Annotated in this window: 16 protein-coding genes and 1 tRNA gene; 10 read left to right on the top strand and 7 right to left on the bottom strand. The window is 56.5% G+C overall.

From position 1 onward, the window contains the following. Positions 1–10: 10 nt before the first annotated feature. Entirely contained in the window at positions 11–1,012 is a 1,002-nt protein-coding gene (gene dgcN, locus ACR0MS_RS15040; protein WP_480575038.1) for an N-acetyltransferase DgcN, read from the bottom strand. A 295-nt stretch (positions 1,013–1,307) separates the two neighbouring features. Here dgcN and ACR0MS_RS15035 point away from each other — a divergent pair, with 295 nt between their 5' ends. Next, the gene (locus ACR0MS_RS15035; RefSeq protein ID WP_480575041.1) at positions 1,308–2,270 is read left to right on the top strand and encodes an L-malyl-CoA/beta-methylmalyl-CoA lyase; all 963 of its coding nucleotides are present in this window, start codon (positions 1,308–1,310) and stop codon (positions 2,268–2,270) included. Positions 2,271–2,303: 33 nt separating this feature from the next. On the opposite strand, the gene ACR0MS_RS15030 is transcribed toward ACR0MS_RS15035, so the two are convergent. Together ACR0MS_RS15030 and ACR0MS_RS15025 are read right to left on the bottom strand one after the other, a co-directional pair. Continuing rightward, entirely contained in the window at positions 2,304–2,882 is a 579-nt protein-coding gene (locus tag ACR0MS_RS15030) for a PA14 domain-containing protein (protein ID WP_480575044.1), read from the bottom strand. A gap of 117 nt (positions 2,883–2,999) precedes the next feature. Then, a complete protein-coding gene (locus tag ACR0MS_RS15025; RefSeq protein WP_480575047.1) occupies positions 3,000–3,452 on the bottom strand; it encodes an Lrp/AsnC family transcriptional regulator in 453 nt (150 codons plus the stop codon). A 73-nt stretch (positions 3,453–3,525) separates the two neighbouring features. On the opposite strand from ACR0MS_RS15025, the gene ACR0MS_RS15020 reads away from it, so the two are divergent. Both ACR0MS_RS15020 and ACR0MS_RS15015 read left to right on the top strand, forming a co-directional pair. Then, positions 3,526–4,122 carry a LysE family translocator gene (locus ACR0MS_RS15020; RefSeq protein ID WP_480575050.1) on the top strand — a complete coding sequence of 199 codons (597 nt, stop codon included), beginning with the start codon at positions 3,526–3,528 and terminating at the stop codon, positions 4,120–4,122. Between the two features lie 112 nt (positions 4,123–4,234). Beyond that, positions 4,235–5,197 (top strand): acetyl-CoA carboxylase carboxyltransferase subunit alpha, encoded by a 963-nt coding sequence (locus ACR0MS_RS15015; protein ID WP_170486016.1) that lies wholly within the window; start codon positions 4,235–4,237, stop codon positions 5,195–5,197. Positions 5,198–5,202: 5 nt separating this feature from the next. Here the strand turns inward: ACR0MS_RS15015 and ACR0MS_RS15010 are convergent, their stop codons facing one another. From ACR0MS_RS15010 to ACR0MS_RS15000, 3 genes are all read right to left on the bottom strand, one after another. Further along, positions 5,203–6,330, bottom strand: coding sequence for a lytic murein transglycosylase (locus ACR0MS_RS15010; RefSeq protein ID WP_480575054.1), 1,128 nt, complete (start codon positions 6,328–6,330; stop codon positions 5,203–5,205). A 111-nt stretch (positions 6,331–6,441) separates the two neighbouring features. Further along, positions 6,442–7,089 carry a GntR family transcriptional regulator gene (locus tag ACR0MS_RS15005; protein ID WP_480575056.1) on the bottom strand — a complete coding sequence of 216 codons (648 nt, stop codon included), beginning with the start codon at positions 7,087–7,089 and terminating at the stop codon, positions 6,442–6,444. Positions 7,090–7,119: 30 nt separating this feature from the next. Then, on the bottom strand, positions 7,120–7,815 hold the full coding sequence (locus tag ACR0MS_RS15000; protein WP_480575060.1) for a M48 family metallopeptidase: 696 nt from the start codon (positions 7,813–7,815) through the stop codon (positions 7,120–7,122). 100 nt (positions 7,816–7,915) lie between these two features. Here ACR0MS_RS15000 and ACR0MS_RS14995 point away from each other — a divergent pair, with 100 nt between their 5' ends. The 3 genes from ACR0MS_RS14995 to ACR0MS_RS14985 all read left to right on the top strand — a co-directional run bounded on the left by ACR0MS_RS14995 (position 7,916) and on the right by ACR0MS_RS14985 (position 10,304). After that, on the top strand, positions 7,916–8,242 hold the full coding sequence (locus tag ACR0MS_RS14995) for a TIGR02300 family protein (protein WP_170350278.1): 327 nt from the start codon (positions 7,916–7,918) through the stop codon (positions 8,240–8,242). A 143-nt stretch (positions 8,243–8,385) separates the two neighbouring features. Further along, positions 8,386–8,461 (top strand) — tRNA-Ala (locus tag ACR0MS_RS14990). Between the two features lie 100 nt (positions 8,462–8,561). Further along, positions 8,562–10,304 (top strand): DUF6538 domain-containing protein, encoded by a 1,743-nt coding sequence (locus ACR0MS_RS14985; protein WP_480575063.1) that lies wholly within the window; start codon positions 8,562–8,564, stop codon positions 10,302–10,304. Positions 10,305–10,347: 43 nt separating this feature from the next. Here the strand turns inward: ACR0MS_RS14985 and ACR0MS_RS14980 are convergent, their stop codons facing one another. Continuing rightward, positions 10,348–11,619 carry a hypothetical protein gene (locus tag ACR0MS_RS14980; RefSeq protein WP_480575066.1) on the bottom strand — a complete coding sequence of 424 codons (1,272 nt, stop codon included), beginning with the start codon at positions 11,617–11,619 and terminating at the stop codon, positions 10,348–10,350. A 371-nt stretch (positions 11,620–11,990) separates the two neighbouring features. On the opposite strand from ACR0MS_RS14980, the gene ACR0MS_RS14975 reads away from it, so the two are divergent. From ACR0MS_RS14975 to ACR0MS_RS14960, 4 genes are all read left to right on the top strand, one after another. Continuing rightward, the gene (locus tag ACR0MS_RS14975) at positions 11,991–12,656 is read left to right on the top strand and encodes a recombinase family protein (protein ID WP_480575069.1); all 666 of its coding nucleotides are present in this window, start codon (positions 11,991–11,993) and stop codon (positions 12,654–12,656) included. Positions 12,657–14,185: 1,529 nt separating this feature from the next. Continuing rightward, positions 14,186–14,422 carry a hypothetical protein gene (locus ACR0MS_RS14970; RefSeq protein WP_480575071.1) on the top strand — a complete coding sequence of 79 codons (237 nt, stop codon included), beginning with the start codon at positions 14,186–14,188 and terminating at the stop codon, positions 14,420–14,422. Between the two features lie 60 nt (positions 14,423–14,482). Further along, on the top strand, positions 14,483–15,115 hold the full coding sequence (locus ACR0MS_RS14965; RefSeq protein WP_480578980.1) for a hypothetical protein: 633 nt from the start codon (positions 14,483–14,485) through the stop codon (positions 15,113–15,115). Positions 15,116–15,143: 28 nt separating this feature from the next. Then, positions 15,144–15,908: a hypothetical protein gene (locus ACR0MS_RS14960; RefSeq protein WP_353391551.1), complete on the top strand. Its 765-nt coding sequence runs from the start codon at positions 15,144–15,146 to the stop codon at positions 15,906–15,908. The last annotated feature ends 29 nt before the right edge of the window (positions 15,909–15,937 follow it).

Genomic DNA, 15,937 nt, shown 5'->3' with positions numbered 1-15,937 from the left:
AGCGCTTAGATCACAGCGCGGCCAGCGCATCCACCAGTTTACCCGCACCAAACCGATAGGGATCGGTGGCGGGCAGGCCCATTTCGGCCTCAACCTCGGCGATATAGGCCAAGGCGTCCTCTTCGCTCAGGTTCTGCGTGTTGATCGACACCCCGACAACCTGACAGGCCGGGTTTGCGATCCGGGCCATCGGAAGGGCGGCGTCGCGCAGCTCAGGCAGCGTTGGCAGAGAATATTCCGGCAGGCCGCGCATATGAGTCCGGGTGGGTTCGTGGCACAGGATCAGCGCATCCGGCTGGCCGCCATGGATCAGCGCCATGGTCACGCCGGAATAGGACACATGATAGAGCGAGCCCTGCCCTTCGATGTGATCCCAGTGATCCGCGTCATTCTCGGGCGTCAGGTATTCAACCGCGCCCGCCATGAAATCGGCGACGACCGCGTCCAGTGGAACGCCCTGCCCGGTGATCAGAATGCCCGTCTGACCGGTGGCACGGAAGGTGGATTTCATACCCCTCTTGCGCATCTCGGCGTCCATCGACATGGCAGTATACATCTTGCCTGCCGAACAATCGGTGCCCACAGCCAGACACCGCTTACCCGTGCGTTTGCGACCATTTGCAATCGGATACCCAACTGTCGGCACCCGGACATCATGCAACGTGCAGCCATGAGTCTGAGCAGCCGCAACCAGATCACCTTCATCGCGCAGCAGATTGTGCAGGCCGGACGCCAGATCATAGCCCATCTCCAACGCTTCGATCAGCACCTTTTTCCACGCCGCGCTGATCACACCGCCCCGATTGGCAACACCGATGACCAAGGTCTTCGCTCCGGCGGCCTTGGCTTCGGCAAGTGTCATGTCCGTCATCCCCAGGTCGGCCTTGCAGCCGTCCATGCGGAACTGACCCACGGCATTTTCCGGACGCCAGTCGCGGATTCCGATGGCAACCTTGGCCGCCAACTGGTCGGGCGCATCGCCCAAAAACAACAGATACGGTGTCTCGATCATTGCGGTGCACTCCTTTGATTCCGACGCAGATTATTGAACCACCCAAACGAGTGTTTCGCGTTTTCCTGCGAGGACGCAGGGTCGAGAGGGAAATTTTTGCGCATTTTCGAAAAAGGGCGCAAAAACATCCCAAGTTTTTAAAGCGATTAAACTTTAACCGCCTGCGACGCAGCGTATTGCGGTGAATGCTGCGATTGCATTGCCGCATCTGCACAAAGACGCTTGCGTAGCTTCGAGCAATTTAATACCTCAAGAGGCAAGAAAATCGCAATTTCCTTTCTCGCACGAGGTCCAGATGAGCTTTCGCATCCAACCCGCCGCCCCCGCGCGCCCCAACCGTTGCCAATTGTTCGGGCCGGGTTCCAACACCAAACTGTTCCCGAAAATGGCCGCCTCAGCAGCGGATGTGATCAATCTGGACCTAGAGGACTCGGTCGCACCCACCGACAAGGACGTGGCCCGCGCCAATGTGATCGAGGCGCTGAACACCATCGTCTGGGGCGGCAAGTACATGTCCGTCCGCATCAACGGGCTGGACACGCCTTATTGGTACCGCGACGTGGTCGACCTGTTGGAGCAAGCCGGCGACCGCCTGGACCAGATCATGATCCCGAAGGTCGGATGCGCGGCAGATGTCTACGCCGTGGACGCGCTGGTCACAGCCATCGAGCGGGCCAAGGGCCGCACCAAGCCGATCAGCTTTGAGGTCATCATCGAATCCGCCGCAGGCATCGCCCATGTCGAGGAAATCGCGGCCTCCTCGCCCCGCATGCAGGCCATGAGCCTTGGGGCTGCGGACTTTGCGGCCTCGATGGGGATGCAGACCACGGGCATCGGCGGCACGCAGGAGAACTACTACATGCTGCGTGAAGGTGAAAAGCACTGGTCCGATCCGTGGCACTGGGCGCAGGCCGCCATCGTTGCCGCCTGCCGCACCCATGGGGTTCTGCCGGTTGACGGGCCGTTCGGCGATTTCTCGGATGACGAAGGGTATATCGCGCAGGCCAAACGCTCGGCCACGCTGGGCATGGTCGGAAAATGGGCGATCCATCCCAAGCAGATCGCGCTGGCCAATCAGGTTTTCACCCCGTCGGACGAAGCCGTATCCGAGGCCCGCGAAATCCTTGCCGCGATGGAACAGGCAAAGGCCAACGGCGAAGGCGCAACGGTCTATAAAGGACGTCTGGTGGACATCGCGTCGATCAAACAGGCCGAGGTGATCGTGGCACAGGCTGAATTGATCGCCGCAAACGGTTGAAACTGAAAAGGCGCCCTTCGGGGCGCCTTTTTCTTAACGGCCAAAGACGTCGTTCGGCGTCCAGGTGAACCGTTCGCCTTTCTTGCCCCATTTCATCATCAGGCAAGACGTTCCGTATTTCTGAAAATACTTGATCTTCAGAGGGTACCATCCTGCCTGCGGGACTTCGACCTCGGTCCTCTGATTTGCGTCGCATCCCTGACGGCCGTTGAAATATCCAATTTGCTGCCCGCCGACCCAAGCGTCAATTCCGTCATTGGACCACGTCTCAAGCTCGTAGACGCCGGGCGCGTTGAACTTGATGTAACCGGTGATTTCTGCGGCAACATTGAACGCTTCGTTGAACGTCAGCACCGGATCGCCTTCCGACGTATCGCGATAGTCTAACCCGCGCAGCGGCTGGCCAGGTTTGGCCTTTTTCAGCAGAAAATCGACCTTGGACAAGTTCTGGATCTTGCGCGGAGGGTTACCCTCCCATGCGTATTTTACATCAAGCCCGGCCTTCGGGCTGGGCTGAGGGCTGGCCGGTTGCAGCTTGAGCGGCGCTGCCATGGCCGCGCCTGCAATCATCGCGAAGATTGCGACAAGCGCCCCTGTTCTGAAGAGTTTCATTATCTCCTCCCTGAGAGTCATCCTGCGGGGGTTCGAACCCCGTTTGATTAGGTCATTACCTGACACTAGGGCGTGAAATTTACCCTCGCAAGACGGTTAAACATCACAATCGCGGGGCTAGGCGCGCATATCTTTGGGAGAATCCATGACCACGTATGACGTAATCGACGTGACATGCGGCAGTGTTCCCAGCACATCCGTATGAAACGTCTTGTAGGCCGGAAGGTCTGCGCATTCGACGCGCAGCAGGTATTCTATGGTGCCGGTGATGTTGTGACACTCGACCACTTCGGGGGCACGCTGAAGGGCGCGCTCAAACCCTTCCTGCGCGGCCTTGGTATGCTCGCCCAGACCCACGCCGATATAGGCCACGAACCCCACACCAACCGCCGCCGGGTTCAAGACCACGCGGTATCCGGCGATCACGCCTGAACGCTCCAGCTCTTGCACGCGGCGCAGGCAGGCGGACGGGGAAAGCCCGACGCGTTCGGCCAAGTCCAAGTTGCTGATCCGTCCGTCACGCGAAAGCTGGTGCAATATTTGCTGATTTATGCGGTCTATCTTGGTCATTAATTGCGAAAGTATGACAACTACGCACAAAAACGCAATTTCATTTGCCCCCTGCGCAGCAATTATCCCTTTCATGACTTATGAGATTCTTCTGGCCCTGATCACGTTTGCCTTTGTTTCGTCCATTACACCCGGACCAAACAACCTGATGCTGATGGCGTCCGGCGCGAATTTTGGTTTTCGCCGGACGGTACCTCACATGTTGGGGATCGGACTGGGTTTTACGGTGATGGTGCTGCTGGTCGGGGCCGGTTTGGTGCAGGTCTTTGACCGGTTTCCAATCAGCTATACGATCCTGAAAACCGCCTCGGTCCTTTATCTGCTGTTTCTTGCCTGGAAAATCGCTCATGCAGCACCAGCCAGGGCGGGGGAGACCTCGGGCACGCCGATGACCTTTCTACAGGCTGCGGCTTTTCAATGGGTCAACCCCAAGGCATGGGTCATGGCCCTGACCGCCACGACCGCCTACACGCCCGAGCAGACTCTGAACGCCATCGTCATCGTTGCGCTTGTGTTTGGCGCGGTGAATCTGCCCTCGGTCAGTACGTGGACGGTTCTGGGGCAACAGATGGCGCGTGTGTTGACCAATCCAAAACGCTTGTCGGTGTTCAACTGGACCATGGCGGTATTGCTAGTGGCCTCGCTGTACCCCATTCTATGGCCGACGTAACCGGCTTCTTGGCGAAGAAATCTGACGGCAACAAAGGCCGATCGCATTGCCCGAGTTGCATCCGGCGCGACGTCAGGTCATATAGCAGGGAAATTCCGCGTTGAGAGGCGTCATGACCCAGTATCTGGATTTCGAAAAACCCCTGGCCGAGATTGAAGGCAAGGCCGAGGAATTGCGCGCCCTGGCCCGCGCCAACGAAGAGATGGACGTGGCCGAAGAAGCCGCCGCACTGGACGCCAAGGCTGCCAAGCTGCTGGACGAGCTTTATGCGGATCTGACCCCGTGGCGCAAATGTCAGGTGGCGCGGCACCCAGAACGCCCGCATTGTCAGGACTACGTCAAGGAACTGTTCACCGAATTCACGCCGCTGGCGGGGGACAGAAACTTTGCCGACGACCTGGCCGTGATCGGTGGGCTTGCACGTTTCAACGACCAGCCCGTCATGGTGATCGGGCACGAAAAAGGCTCGGACACCAAGTCGCGGATCGAACGGAATTTCGGCATGGCCCGGCCCGAAGGATACCGCAAAGCCGTCCGGCTGATGGAAATGGCAGGGCGGTTTGGGCTGCCGGTCATCACCCTTATCGACACGGCTGGTGCTTACCCCGGGAAGGGAGCTGAGGAGCGCGGCCAGTCCGAGGCGATCGCCCGCTCAACCGAGATGTGCCTGAAAATTGGCGTCCCCTTGGTTTCGGTCATCATAGGCGAAGGCGGCTCGGGCGGCGCTGTGGCATTTGCCACAGCAAACCGCGTGGCGATGCTGGAGCACTCTGTTTACTCGGTCATCTCGCCCGAGGGCTGCGCGTCGATTCTGTGGAAAGATTCGGAAAAGATGCGCGAAGCGGCTGAGGCCCTGCGCCTGACCGCGCAAGACCTCTACAAACTGGGCGTCTGCGACCGTATCATTACCGAGCCCAAAGGCGGCGCACATCGCGATCGCGCGGCTGCGGTTGACTCGGTTCGCGCTGCGATTGCCGCTATGCTGAACGAGCTTGAAGGCAAAGACGCGGCGGCCCTGATCCGCGACCGCCGTCAGAAATTCCTCGATATCGGTTCAAAAGGGCTGGCCGCGTAACGCGCCTAGCCCCCCAACTGCCGCAATAACGCGACCGAGGGCTCGCCCGTCACTGGCAGACCCTTGGCGCCTTGATAGGCGCTGATGGCGGATTTCGTGTTGTTCCCGATCACGCCGTCTGCGCCCTGCGTATCATACCCGGCCGAGGTCAGTCGGCGTTGCAGTTCCTTGCGATCCTCCAGAGTCAGGCCGGTGGCATCCGGCCCGAATGAGGTCTGGAACGGCGCGCCGCCCGCGATCCGGTCAGACAAGTGCCCGACGCCAATCGCATAGCTATCCGAGTTGTTGTACCGTTTGATCACCTGAAAATTCCGGAACACGGCAATGCGTGGCCCCGGCGTTTGCGGTTGCAGAACCGCGACCGGCGTGCCCGAGACCGTTCCGACCTCACCACCCCAAGGCTGTCCGCGCACCCACCCCGCACGGGCCAGATATGCTGCGGTAGAAGCCAGCGAATCCGTTGGGTCATCAGACCAGATATCGCGACGTCCATCGCCGGTGAAGTCCACCGCATAGGCAAGGTAAGAGGTTGGAATGAACTGGGTATGGCCCATTGCCCCCGCCCAGCTTCCGGTCATCTTGTCGGGGGTCGTGTCGCCCTCTTGTATGATTTGCAGGGCCGCGATCAGTTGCTTTTCAAAGAAAGCGCCCCGCCGCCCGTCATACGCCAGTGTCGAGGTCGCCGAAATCACCGGCACATCACCACGGCGGGCACCATAGCGGCTTTCAAGCCCCCAGACCGCAACGACAACCTCTTTATCGACACCGTATTGCGCCTCGATCTTGGACAATGTCCCGGCATGGCGCACCATCATCTGCTGGCCCGTCTCGATCCGCTCGTCCGAGGCCGCGATGGCCAAATAGTCTTCAAGCGAGCGTTTGAATTCAACCTGATTGCGATCCCGCTCGATCACATCCGGCAAATATCCGGCACCCTGAAAGGCACGGTTGATCGTGGATTGCGAAATGCCCTGCGCGGCAGCGCGGCCCTTGAAACCAGCAACCCAGGCATCCCAGCCCGAGTTTGGAACGGCACGCATACGTGACGCAGGCGCGGTCGCCTGTGTCCCAGCGGAACACGCAGTCAAAAGGGCGGACCCGAGGCCGACAGAAAATACTCGACGATTGATCATGGCTGAAATCTGCTCTTGTTGTGATTTGTTCCAGAATACAACAGAGCCGCGCCCCAAACCAGAACGACGAACCCGGTCCATACAAAAGCAGCACCCTCGGCGACAAGCCGCCTAGCTGACCAGCATCCTCAGACCCTGCGTGACATCCGAGCGCACCGCCAGACGCAAACCGGGCTCGTCCCCGGCCTTGAGCGCGGCAATGATCAGCTTGTGATAATGCGGCGGCTCGGTACGGCGCAGACGGCCATAGAGCGCGCGCATGGTCGGCCCCAATTGCAGCCAGACGGTTTCGGCAATGGCCAGCATCGCGGGTGCCTGCGCCCTCAGGTAAAGGGTTCGGTGGAACTCAAGATTGGTCCGGATATAGCCGACGGCATCTCGCTTGGTGACCATTTCAGCCACGTTCATGTTGATGCTTTGAAGCCGGTCAATCAGTGCCATATGCGCCCGGGGAAGAGCGCGGCTTGCCAGCTCAACCTCAAGCAGGGCGCGCAGGGCCGCCAGTTCCTCGATCCGGTCATTGGTCAGCTCGGGCGTCGAGACACGACCGGACGACGACAGGAACAAGGCACCCTCGGCTGCAAGACGTCGCACCGCTTCGCGTGCCGGGGTCATTGAAACGCCGAACTCTTTGCCGATCCCGCGCAAAGTCAGGGCCTGACCCGGCGAAATCTCACCATGCATGATGCGGGCGCGCAGGGCCCGATACACTCGGTCATGGGTTGCAGTTTGGGTTTCTGAAGAACGGGCGCTTAACATGCCCCCATGTGATCACAAACTGACTTGTGGTCAACTCATGGCAGCGTCAAATCTATACTGATGAAGCTGCGCCCCGTTGTCGCGCAGCCACCGCCGCTGGTCTTTGTAATCTCCGAAAATGCGTTCGACCTGCGCCCAGAACGCGGGTGAGTGGTTCATTTCCGCCAGATGCGCAACCTCATGCGCGGCCACGTAATGCAGGATGTCGGAAGGGGCCAAAATCAGCCGCCATGAGAACATCAAACCGCCAGCTGAACTGCACGACCCCCAGCGAGACCGCGTATCCCGGATCGTCAGGCCGGAATAAGGCCGTCCCAACATGGCCGCATAGTCATCGCACGCCCCGGTTAGGCGATCCCGCGCCAGTTCCTTGAGAAATCTGGCCAACCGCCGCGCCTCGGCGCCCTTTGGGACAGCGATCTCATCAGTGCCCAACTGCACACGACGCCCACTGGCAGGAACGATTCGCCGTGCGATGCCCTCGACCGGGATGCTCTGGCCGAACTGAACAATCGCCGGGTCTGGTCTGTCTTCAAGGTGTTGCCGGATCCAGTCTTCTTTCATGCGTGCAAAGTTCAGTGCCTCGGCCTCTGGCACACCTTGCGGGTATGTCAGTGTAACGCGCCCGTCCAATTGGGAAATTCGCAGACTGATCCGCCGCGCCCGCGCTGATTTGCGCAATGTCAGCGGTACCGGAGGCGTCCCGGGCAGTGCGTGATCTCCCATATGCCTGTTTCTCCTGCTCAAAGGCTTTGACAGTACCCGCTGCATGTGGCACGTGACCTGAATCGTTGATACGACTCACCTGATATCAAGGGGATTTGACATGCCCAAGGAAGAATGGGGCGTAAAGCGCGTTTGCCCGACAACCGGCAAGCGGTTTTATGACCTGAACAAGGACCCGATCGTTAGCCCCTATACCGGCGAGATCGTGGAGCTTGAAACCGGCAAAAGCCGGATGATCGCCGCGGATGCAGAAGATGCAGCATCGGCCAAAGCGCGTGAGAACGCGTCGGATGAAGATATTGTTCTGGATGATGACGACAACGTCGACGTTGAACTGGACGACGATCTGCTGGACGATGATGACGACGACAATGATAACGTCTCGCTGGACGACATCACCGACATGTCGTCCGAGGACGAAAACTAATTTCGGTCAGAGGCGGCCTTGCGCCGCCTCGATCCTTCCCGGACGGCGGGTTGAAAGTTTTTAACCTCTCAGCCTGTTTTTGGACTTGCGCTAATCGCCACTGTCTCATAAACGTCCGTCCACTGCTTCGGCAGTACCTGCATGGGGCCTTAGCTCAGTTGGGAGAGCGCTTGCATGGCATGCAAGAGGTCAGGGGTTCGACTCCCCTAGGCTCCACCAAATCTCCATGATATGCTTTGAACTCAATAACTTCATGGTTTTCAATGGTTTTCCCGAGGGTCTGTTACATTGAGGTGTTACAGTGAGGACTCTTGAGAAGATGCCTGGACACCCCCGCCTGTATCGCCGTGGATCAACCTATTATCACCGTGCAGCCGTCCCGAAGGACATTGCTGACTCGTACGGCAAAGTCGAAGAAACCTTCTCTCTACGCACCAAAAACAGGGCTGAGGCTCTCGTTAGGGTCCGTATCGAAGCAGCCCGCATTGACCGCCTGTTTGAGGAACACCGGAGAGCGCTGAGCAGGCAACAGGAGAAGGATGCGGAAGCGCCTCTGGACGAACTGACCCTCATCCAGATAGCTCGAGCAAAGCAAGCCTACCTGCATCACCTCTTGGATGAGGACGAAGAGGCTCGGTTGGAAGGCTTCGAGGACCCAGACGATCCAGACGAACTCATCGCCTATGAACCACGCCCAACCTTTGAGGAATGGCAACAGGTCAACCAAGACATGAACGAGGTCAACCGAACCAACCTCGCTCGAGGCAAACGCGATAAGTTCTTCCGATCAGAGGCCGAGGAGATTCTTACGTGGGAAGGCATTGACCTGAAATTGGCCGAGGGTTCCCCAAGTTGGCCAAGGCTGATCAGGGCGCTCCAAGAGGCATCTGTGGAAGCCCATGAGGCGACGAAGGATAGAGACCTTGGCAACCCAGTTTCTACCCCGCCCTACCCCGAGGTTACCCCTCGCGGAACTGACGGTGACTCGGAGGGTTTTCTCCTGTCTGAGGCGGTAACGAGTTGGGAAGCGGAGAAGTCACGAGGCGCATGGTCACCCAAGGTACGCGATGATCATTTGGCTTGGATATCCGCCTTCAAGGAGATCGCAGGCGATAAAGCCCTCTCTCAGTACAACAAGGACGATGCTCGACGTTTCAAGGCAGTCCTGCTCAAGCTCCCAGCGAACTGGAAGAAGAAACCCGAGGTCAGAAACCTTTCGATCCTAGAGGCCGCCGATAAGGCCGCTGCGACAGGCATGCCACCGATGAGCAGTGCTACACTGAACAAAGCGTTACGAAGGGTCGGTGCCTTCTGGAATTGGGCTGAGGCGCACCATGACGGTATCAGAACCGGGTTGTTCAAAGGATTGACGATCAAGGAGACGGTCAACGCGCGTGAGCAACGCGACCCGTTCAGCACGGAACAGTTGTCCAAATTATTCAATAGCCCTCTGTACACTGGATGCCGGTCTGAGCGTTTCTGCGCGGAACCGGGGGATCACTCCATGCGTGGAACCGCGCGGTACTGGTTGCCGCTCCTCGGGTTGTTCACAGGGGCAAGGCTCAACGAACTCTGCCAGTTGAAAGTAAGTGATGTACGCGAAGAGGACGGGATCGTGTTCCTAGATATCACGGACGAAGCAGAGGATCAGAAGGTCAAGTCAGCGAGCGGAAGGCGGCGCATACCAGTTCACCGGCAACTTGTTGAGCTTGGGTTCCTTGAGTTCGTAGAAGAACGGCGGGATAGCGGTGAACGGCAACTCTTCTCTGAACTCAAGATAGATGCCTCCGGTTATCACTCAGGGGAGTTCTCGAAGTTCTTTAGTCGATACCTCGAGCGTATCGGTGTGAAAACAGAGAAGACATCATTCCACTCGTTTCGGCACAATTTTGAGGATGCATGCCGCAATGGCGGCGTTCTTCCGCACATTATGAACGCAATACAAGGTCACGCTGAGCTAGGCATGGCAGGGCGGTATGGCGATGGAGTTTATCGCTTGGGTCTCTTAAAGGACGCCATAGACAACATCCAATTTGCAGAGTTGGATGTTAGTCAGATCTAATGAAAGTTCATTTTCCGTTGCTTTGCAGGACAAACGAAACCGGCTACTCGCCTTCAAAGAAGCCCTTGGTCATTCGTCTAAATGCGTCTTGCACCCCGGCGCGGTCCGCTGCCTCGTCCGACAACCTTTTTGCGTAGTCGGGGTCAACTGGTGGAGTTTGCTCGACTAACGAGAGTCCTCCATTTTCGCCCTCCGGGAAGAATGTCCTCTCGCCAGATGCAATTTCATTAAACGTCGCTTCATGATCAAGACCAGATATGGTGAACTTACCGAAGTCAGGAGTGAAGGCGAACACCTGAGCGGAACCACGAATGCCCGGGTCCAAATCGTGCCAATCAAAATCGTTGGCTATTTCAGCTTTTATCAGTAGGCAGTCCTTTTCGGGAAAATAGATTGAGCGAAAATTGTGCTGCTGGTTGAAGTGCAATTTAGCCGCCACAAAATCGCCGAATATCTCGATTGATTGAATGAAATTCAGGCTGCTCGGCACTCGCTCGAACTTTCTCTGCGTCATGTGGTTCACGGCTGCAACGTCCGTAAAGGAAACGTAGATACAAATGTCCTTTATCCGAATGAACATAGTGTCCGTGGTCCAGTGGTCTCGATAATCATACGAACCGTGGCTTTCCCAATCTTCGAGACGATAAATCTTCATTGACCCAATTACATCATCCGAGAAAGCTGTGTTGAAAAGCACTGAACGGGCAACGCAGAAGATATGATGGAAGTTTGGCCAAGCATACAAAGCACCAATAGGGGCGTCATGTTCACGTCGATCCACATTGTATCTAAGCGAAAAGTCTCTGAAATGGACTTTGTAGTAGATGAGGCAGAGCCATTGAAATAACAGCTTCGGGTTATCATCGGCGAAATCCAGAAATGCCTCAAATCCACGTTTGACTATGGGGCTGATCTGATCTTCGACATTGTTGGAGAGGTACGAATTACAATGCACACAACTGCGAACCTTGTATTTTGAATATCGCAAGTCTCGCCCGTTGGGGAGAGTAATGCTCATATTCGAAATGCCGGTGTATCTGAGCAGCCAATCGGGAATTACATGCTCATTGTTGAACTCAACCCCGTCAGGATAGCATCCACACAAGAAGCAGTTTTTTCCGTCGATTATGTTCTCGGAAAAGTCCGCAGTATGCACGTACACGAACTCGCCATCGCCTCGCAGAACGCTTTTGTTTGAAGTAAGGAAACACGAGCCGGAGCGCATCGGTCTCAGGAGTTCCAGATCGTAGCTATCAGGCATCTGGATTTGACACTGATACTCTGATTGCCTTTCAAGGTAGTCACGTATGCTCATGAAATCATTGCTCGTTTTTCGAAATCCTCGACCTTTGACTTACCTAAAAAATCCGATAGGTTTCAATATCGAAACGACCGTCTGTCCAGGTAACCTCAGGCTATTTGGGCGGATTCCCATCCAGTGGTGCATTTGCCTGTTCAGAACGCCGTCAACACACCAAATCGTTTTTAGAAGAAAAATCTAAGTCTGTTTGACATCACCTGACCTTTCCTATCTCCCCCCATAGCCCCACTGCGATTACCCCAAGAGTTCATCAAGACCGGCCCGTACTGCAAGCCTACCTCGATTGTAACATCCACAACCTTCCTTGACGATTGCAACATAGCCGCCTATCTGCTTGAATTGAGCCATCAGAGGAAGGCCAATCAATGAAGCAGTACGTCACCTATCGACGTGTATCCACAACCGAACAGGGGCGCTCTGGGCTTGGCCTAGAGGCGCAGACACGGGACATAGACTTGTTCCTGGCTAACTACTCAGACGAACCCTTCGAGGTCATAGGACAGTTCACAGACGTACTGAGCGGGGCAGACAATGAGCGCCCGGAGCTAACCAACGCGATCACCTTAGCGAAGCAGACAGGGGCCGAGTTGCTGGTCGCCAAGTTGGACCGCCTGTCGCGCAAGGTATCCTTCATTGCAACGCTGATGGACGACAAGAAGCTGTCTTTGCGTGTTGCTTCGATGCCCCATGCCGACAAGTTCCAGCTACACGTCTATGCGGCTTTAGCGGAACAGGAACGCGAATTCATATCCAAACGCACCAAGGCGGCGCTAGAGGCCGCAAAGGCCCGAGGTCAGAAGCTCGGCGGTATGCGTGATGCTACGATGAAGCGGAACGAAGTTGTGAGGGCCAACGCTGCCGCAAGGGCTGAGAAGGTGCGGGGCCTTGTGTTGCCTCTGAGAGACGCAGGGAGGTCACTGCGGGAGATCGCTTCGGAGCTTGATAAGGCTGGCGTGGCGACTGCTCGGGGCGGTGCTTGGAGTGCCGCTCAGGTGAAACGGATTATCGACAGATTGGAGGTGAACACTTAGTTCTCTTCTCGCATTGCGTGTGTTCTTGTCCTTTCAGTGCAGCGTTTTGTATCCGTAAACTAAGGGCAAGAAGCCACAGGTCTGTGGGCTAATTCCTCCCCACTGAGTAAACACTCGGAACGTCTCGACTGGAGATCTGCTGGCCGGGACCGGACTACCCGAAGGCCCTATGAAACAAGGGTTCTGAATTACAGCTCCCTCATGAAACAGAAGAAACGTAAGTTATACCTCTAGGTATCACCATCGGCTCAACGGGCGGCATAACCTCAGCATTCATTGTTGCTCAAACCAATTCTCCCTCCCCAATGAAGTAAGAGAAGAACCAGGAGTTATTTCGCTTTGTTTCATCCCAAGCACTACCTCAGGTTCACCCCCAGTATTTCCTCTGTGCTGATGATCGATGATGATCATCACCGGTAAGTAGTTCTCAAGGTACACCTCGTTTTAAATCAATGGGTTGGAATTACTGCCCCCTTATGAATAACAGATACCAAGAGATTTACCTCTAGTTACACGATCAGGTTCCTCTCTAGGCTTCACAGTTCTCTGTCAGTGTACGTCCGGTGAATGTCCATCACCGGCAACCATCAATCCTAATCCCTATACCGCATCGATCTCGGTCCTTGGTCGATGCTGGTTCAGGTCTCACACGCACCCCTGTCTTGCCTGACGGGTCGATGTAGTGAGACCTATTACCGTTTCACTCAGTTCGTGTTGTCTTTGTGAGCTTGACACATGGACGGGCCGATGGGGGTCTCTGTTCCTTGGTGACTGTATCGCAGAGACCCCCGAATTATCCCAACGTACAACTTAGCGAGGCCACAATGATCACCTGTGCCTTAGCTACATGCGACAAGCCACTACCAGCCTACGAGTTCAGACAGCGCTTACCTCGGCAATGGGGCCTGTGTTCTCGCTGCCAATCGGTCGTCAGTAACCGAGGTGTTCCTCTCGGTGGCTATATGTCCGGTGGTGCGATCAACACAGTTGCTCGGTCGGTCTTAAAGAACATCAAGCCGACACCCTCAGAGATCGCCGAGGCCGTTCGGTTTGCCCGAGGCACACGCCATCGGGTCGGTGAATGGGATGATCGCCCAACGTACAGAATGGCTCCGCTGAAATACGGTCGAGCAAGGGCAAGGTTGCCGCATCTATTGGTCGGTAGACGGTATGAACCTAACCCGTCGGTGATCGGTAGGGCTTTCGTCCACTACACGCTCGCTCGGGAGTTCCTCGATACTGGTCATCGTTACAATGTCTTCCTTGCTGGTGGCACGTTCATGGGTCGCCAAGGTCTTTGCGTCCCTCCTGGCCAAAAGGATGCGGTATCTACCAGTGATGTTCGATACTCGAAATACCGCCTGAGCTACGCTGACTTCGCCATTGTCGGCACACACGCCCTACGCGCCGCTGAGAAGCTCGGCCTGCGTCGATCTGACCGAGACCTAACCGCATCCATCGTGACCGCGTACGTTCGTCTCCTAGCCTCTGGTGATGCACATCCACCGGTCTCCGTACCACTGCGCTCAATGCGTACCGACTTCCTCGGAGATAGCCTGTTCGATCACGTCTTGCCGAGGTCCTCGGCGATACCCCTGAGATACCACAAGGCAATCCGTCGTTCCTCTGGTCTGATCTCCGGTGAATGGCCCGAGGGCATCGACCCCGTGTCCGATCTGACACCCCGACCGTCACCCCTGCCAAAATCCAACGCAGTGCTGAAAGCACCCCGGATGCCAGACCCAAGCTGGTTGTTTGACACGTAAGGAACACCCAACATGCCCCCACCACAGCGTAGAGCGAAAACCAAGAAGCCACCCCGGCAGATGTACCTCAAGACCTGCAACGCGTGTGGTGTCGAGTTTGAAACCCACAAGCCAAAAGCATCGAGGTGCGACCGGTGCATCTCTAAGAACCGCAGGATCAACTACAAGTCCTGCATCTCGTGCGGTGTGAAGTTCCCGGCTCCGTTCGGCGATGAATACAACTGTCCTTCCTGTGCCGAAGCTCATGGGATTGGGCAGGCCGAACTCACCCCTAAACAACGCGAGACTATCAAGGCCGAAGAGACGCTCGCTCGATGGAAGAACAAGGTCGAGATACTCGAGGGAGAACTCGATGAACGCAGCAACGCAAAACCCCGAGGGACACGCAAGATGAGCAACAAAGTAAAGGAAAGCGCCGTCGGCGTGGCCTTCCTAGAACTATGCGCAAGGGACGGACAAGTCTCCGCGCTTTCGCAGATACACGAAAGAGACTTGGACGATGACACGAAGCTGCGTCTCATCCTTGCGTATTCCCGCATTCGACTTCGCGGATACTCGGTCGAGGCAATCTCGAAGCTCTGCCCGGTACACCTGATGAGCCTTGATGAAGGCAAAGCAATCGACGGCCTGCCCTTTGTCAAAAACCCACCAACACCGCAAGAGTTAGCCGAGATCGAACTCGGTCTTCGATAACCAACCCATTCCAAAGGACACAAGAAACATGGTTGAAAGAGTAACCCTCGGTGGCGGCGATGCCACCGCACAATCGATGCCATCCTCCAAATCATATGCTTCAAGCGCAGACTACGTAAGCGGGGGCGTAACCGTCCGCGACACCAAGAACACGCAGCGCGATGTTCACTCACAGGGCGATCTCAGAGACAGCGACGTGATCAACGTACAGGGCATGTCGATGAAGGTCGCGCAGGCCAAAGAACTTGGATTGCTCAACACCGTCTTTGACGAAGGTCTGTCGATTGGCGCGGCTCAAAGGGCAGCGCAGGAACAGGCGGCGGCAGTAGACGAGACGCCAGAGGAACCCACAGGCAGCGACACGGGTCATGCAGAGTTTGACAATGTCATCGACGGGCTGAACACCTCGCTTGATGACAGCATCATGACGATGGAAGAAGCCCAGACGTATGAAACAGCGTTCGGTCAGATTGCTATGTCCGGTATGTCCGTCGATGAGGTTACTGAAACCATGCGCGGTTTGGCTGAGGGTTCGGTATCGGAGCTAGACGTGGATGGTAGCACTCGCGCCATGTTCGCGAATGTCCAAAGCACAATTACCGACGCAGCAACACAGAGCGCAATGCAGGAACTTGGACAAGATGGCTTCGATTTCCTGAAACAGGCATCAGACACGCATCCCGGTGTTGATCGTTGCGTTCGCCAGTTTGCCGTGGATCGGGCAGCGGGTCGCGCGGACGGCATCACCTGGACCGAGTTCGCGCAGCACATCCGTGAGCAGCTTGGTCACTGATCTTCTGTCTCGGGACGAATGACAAGAGC

Source organism: Ruegeria sp. CJ2 (assembly GCF_056536745.1).
The sequence above is the reverse complement of the archived record's forward strand: the minus strand, read 5'-3'. Positions and strand labels throughout refer to the sequence as shown.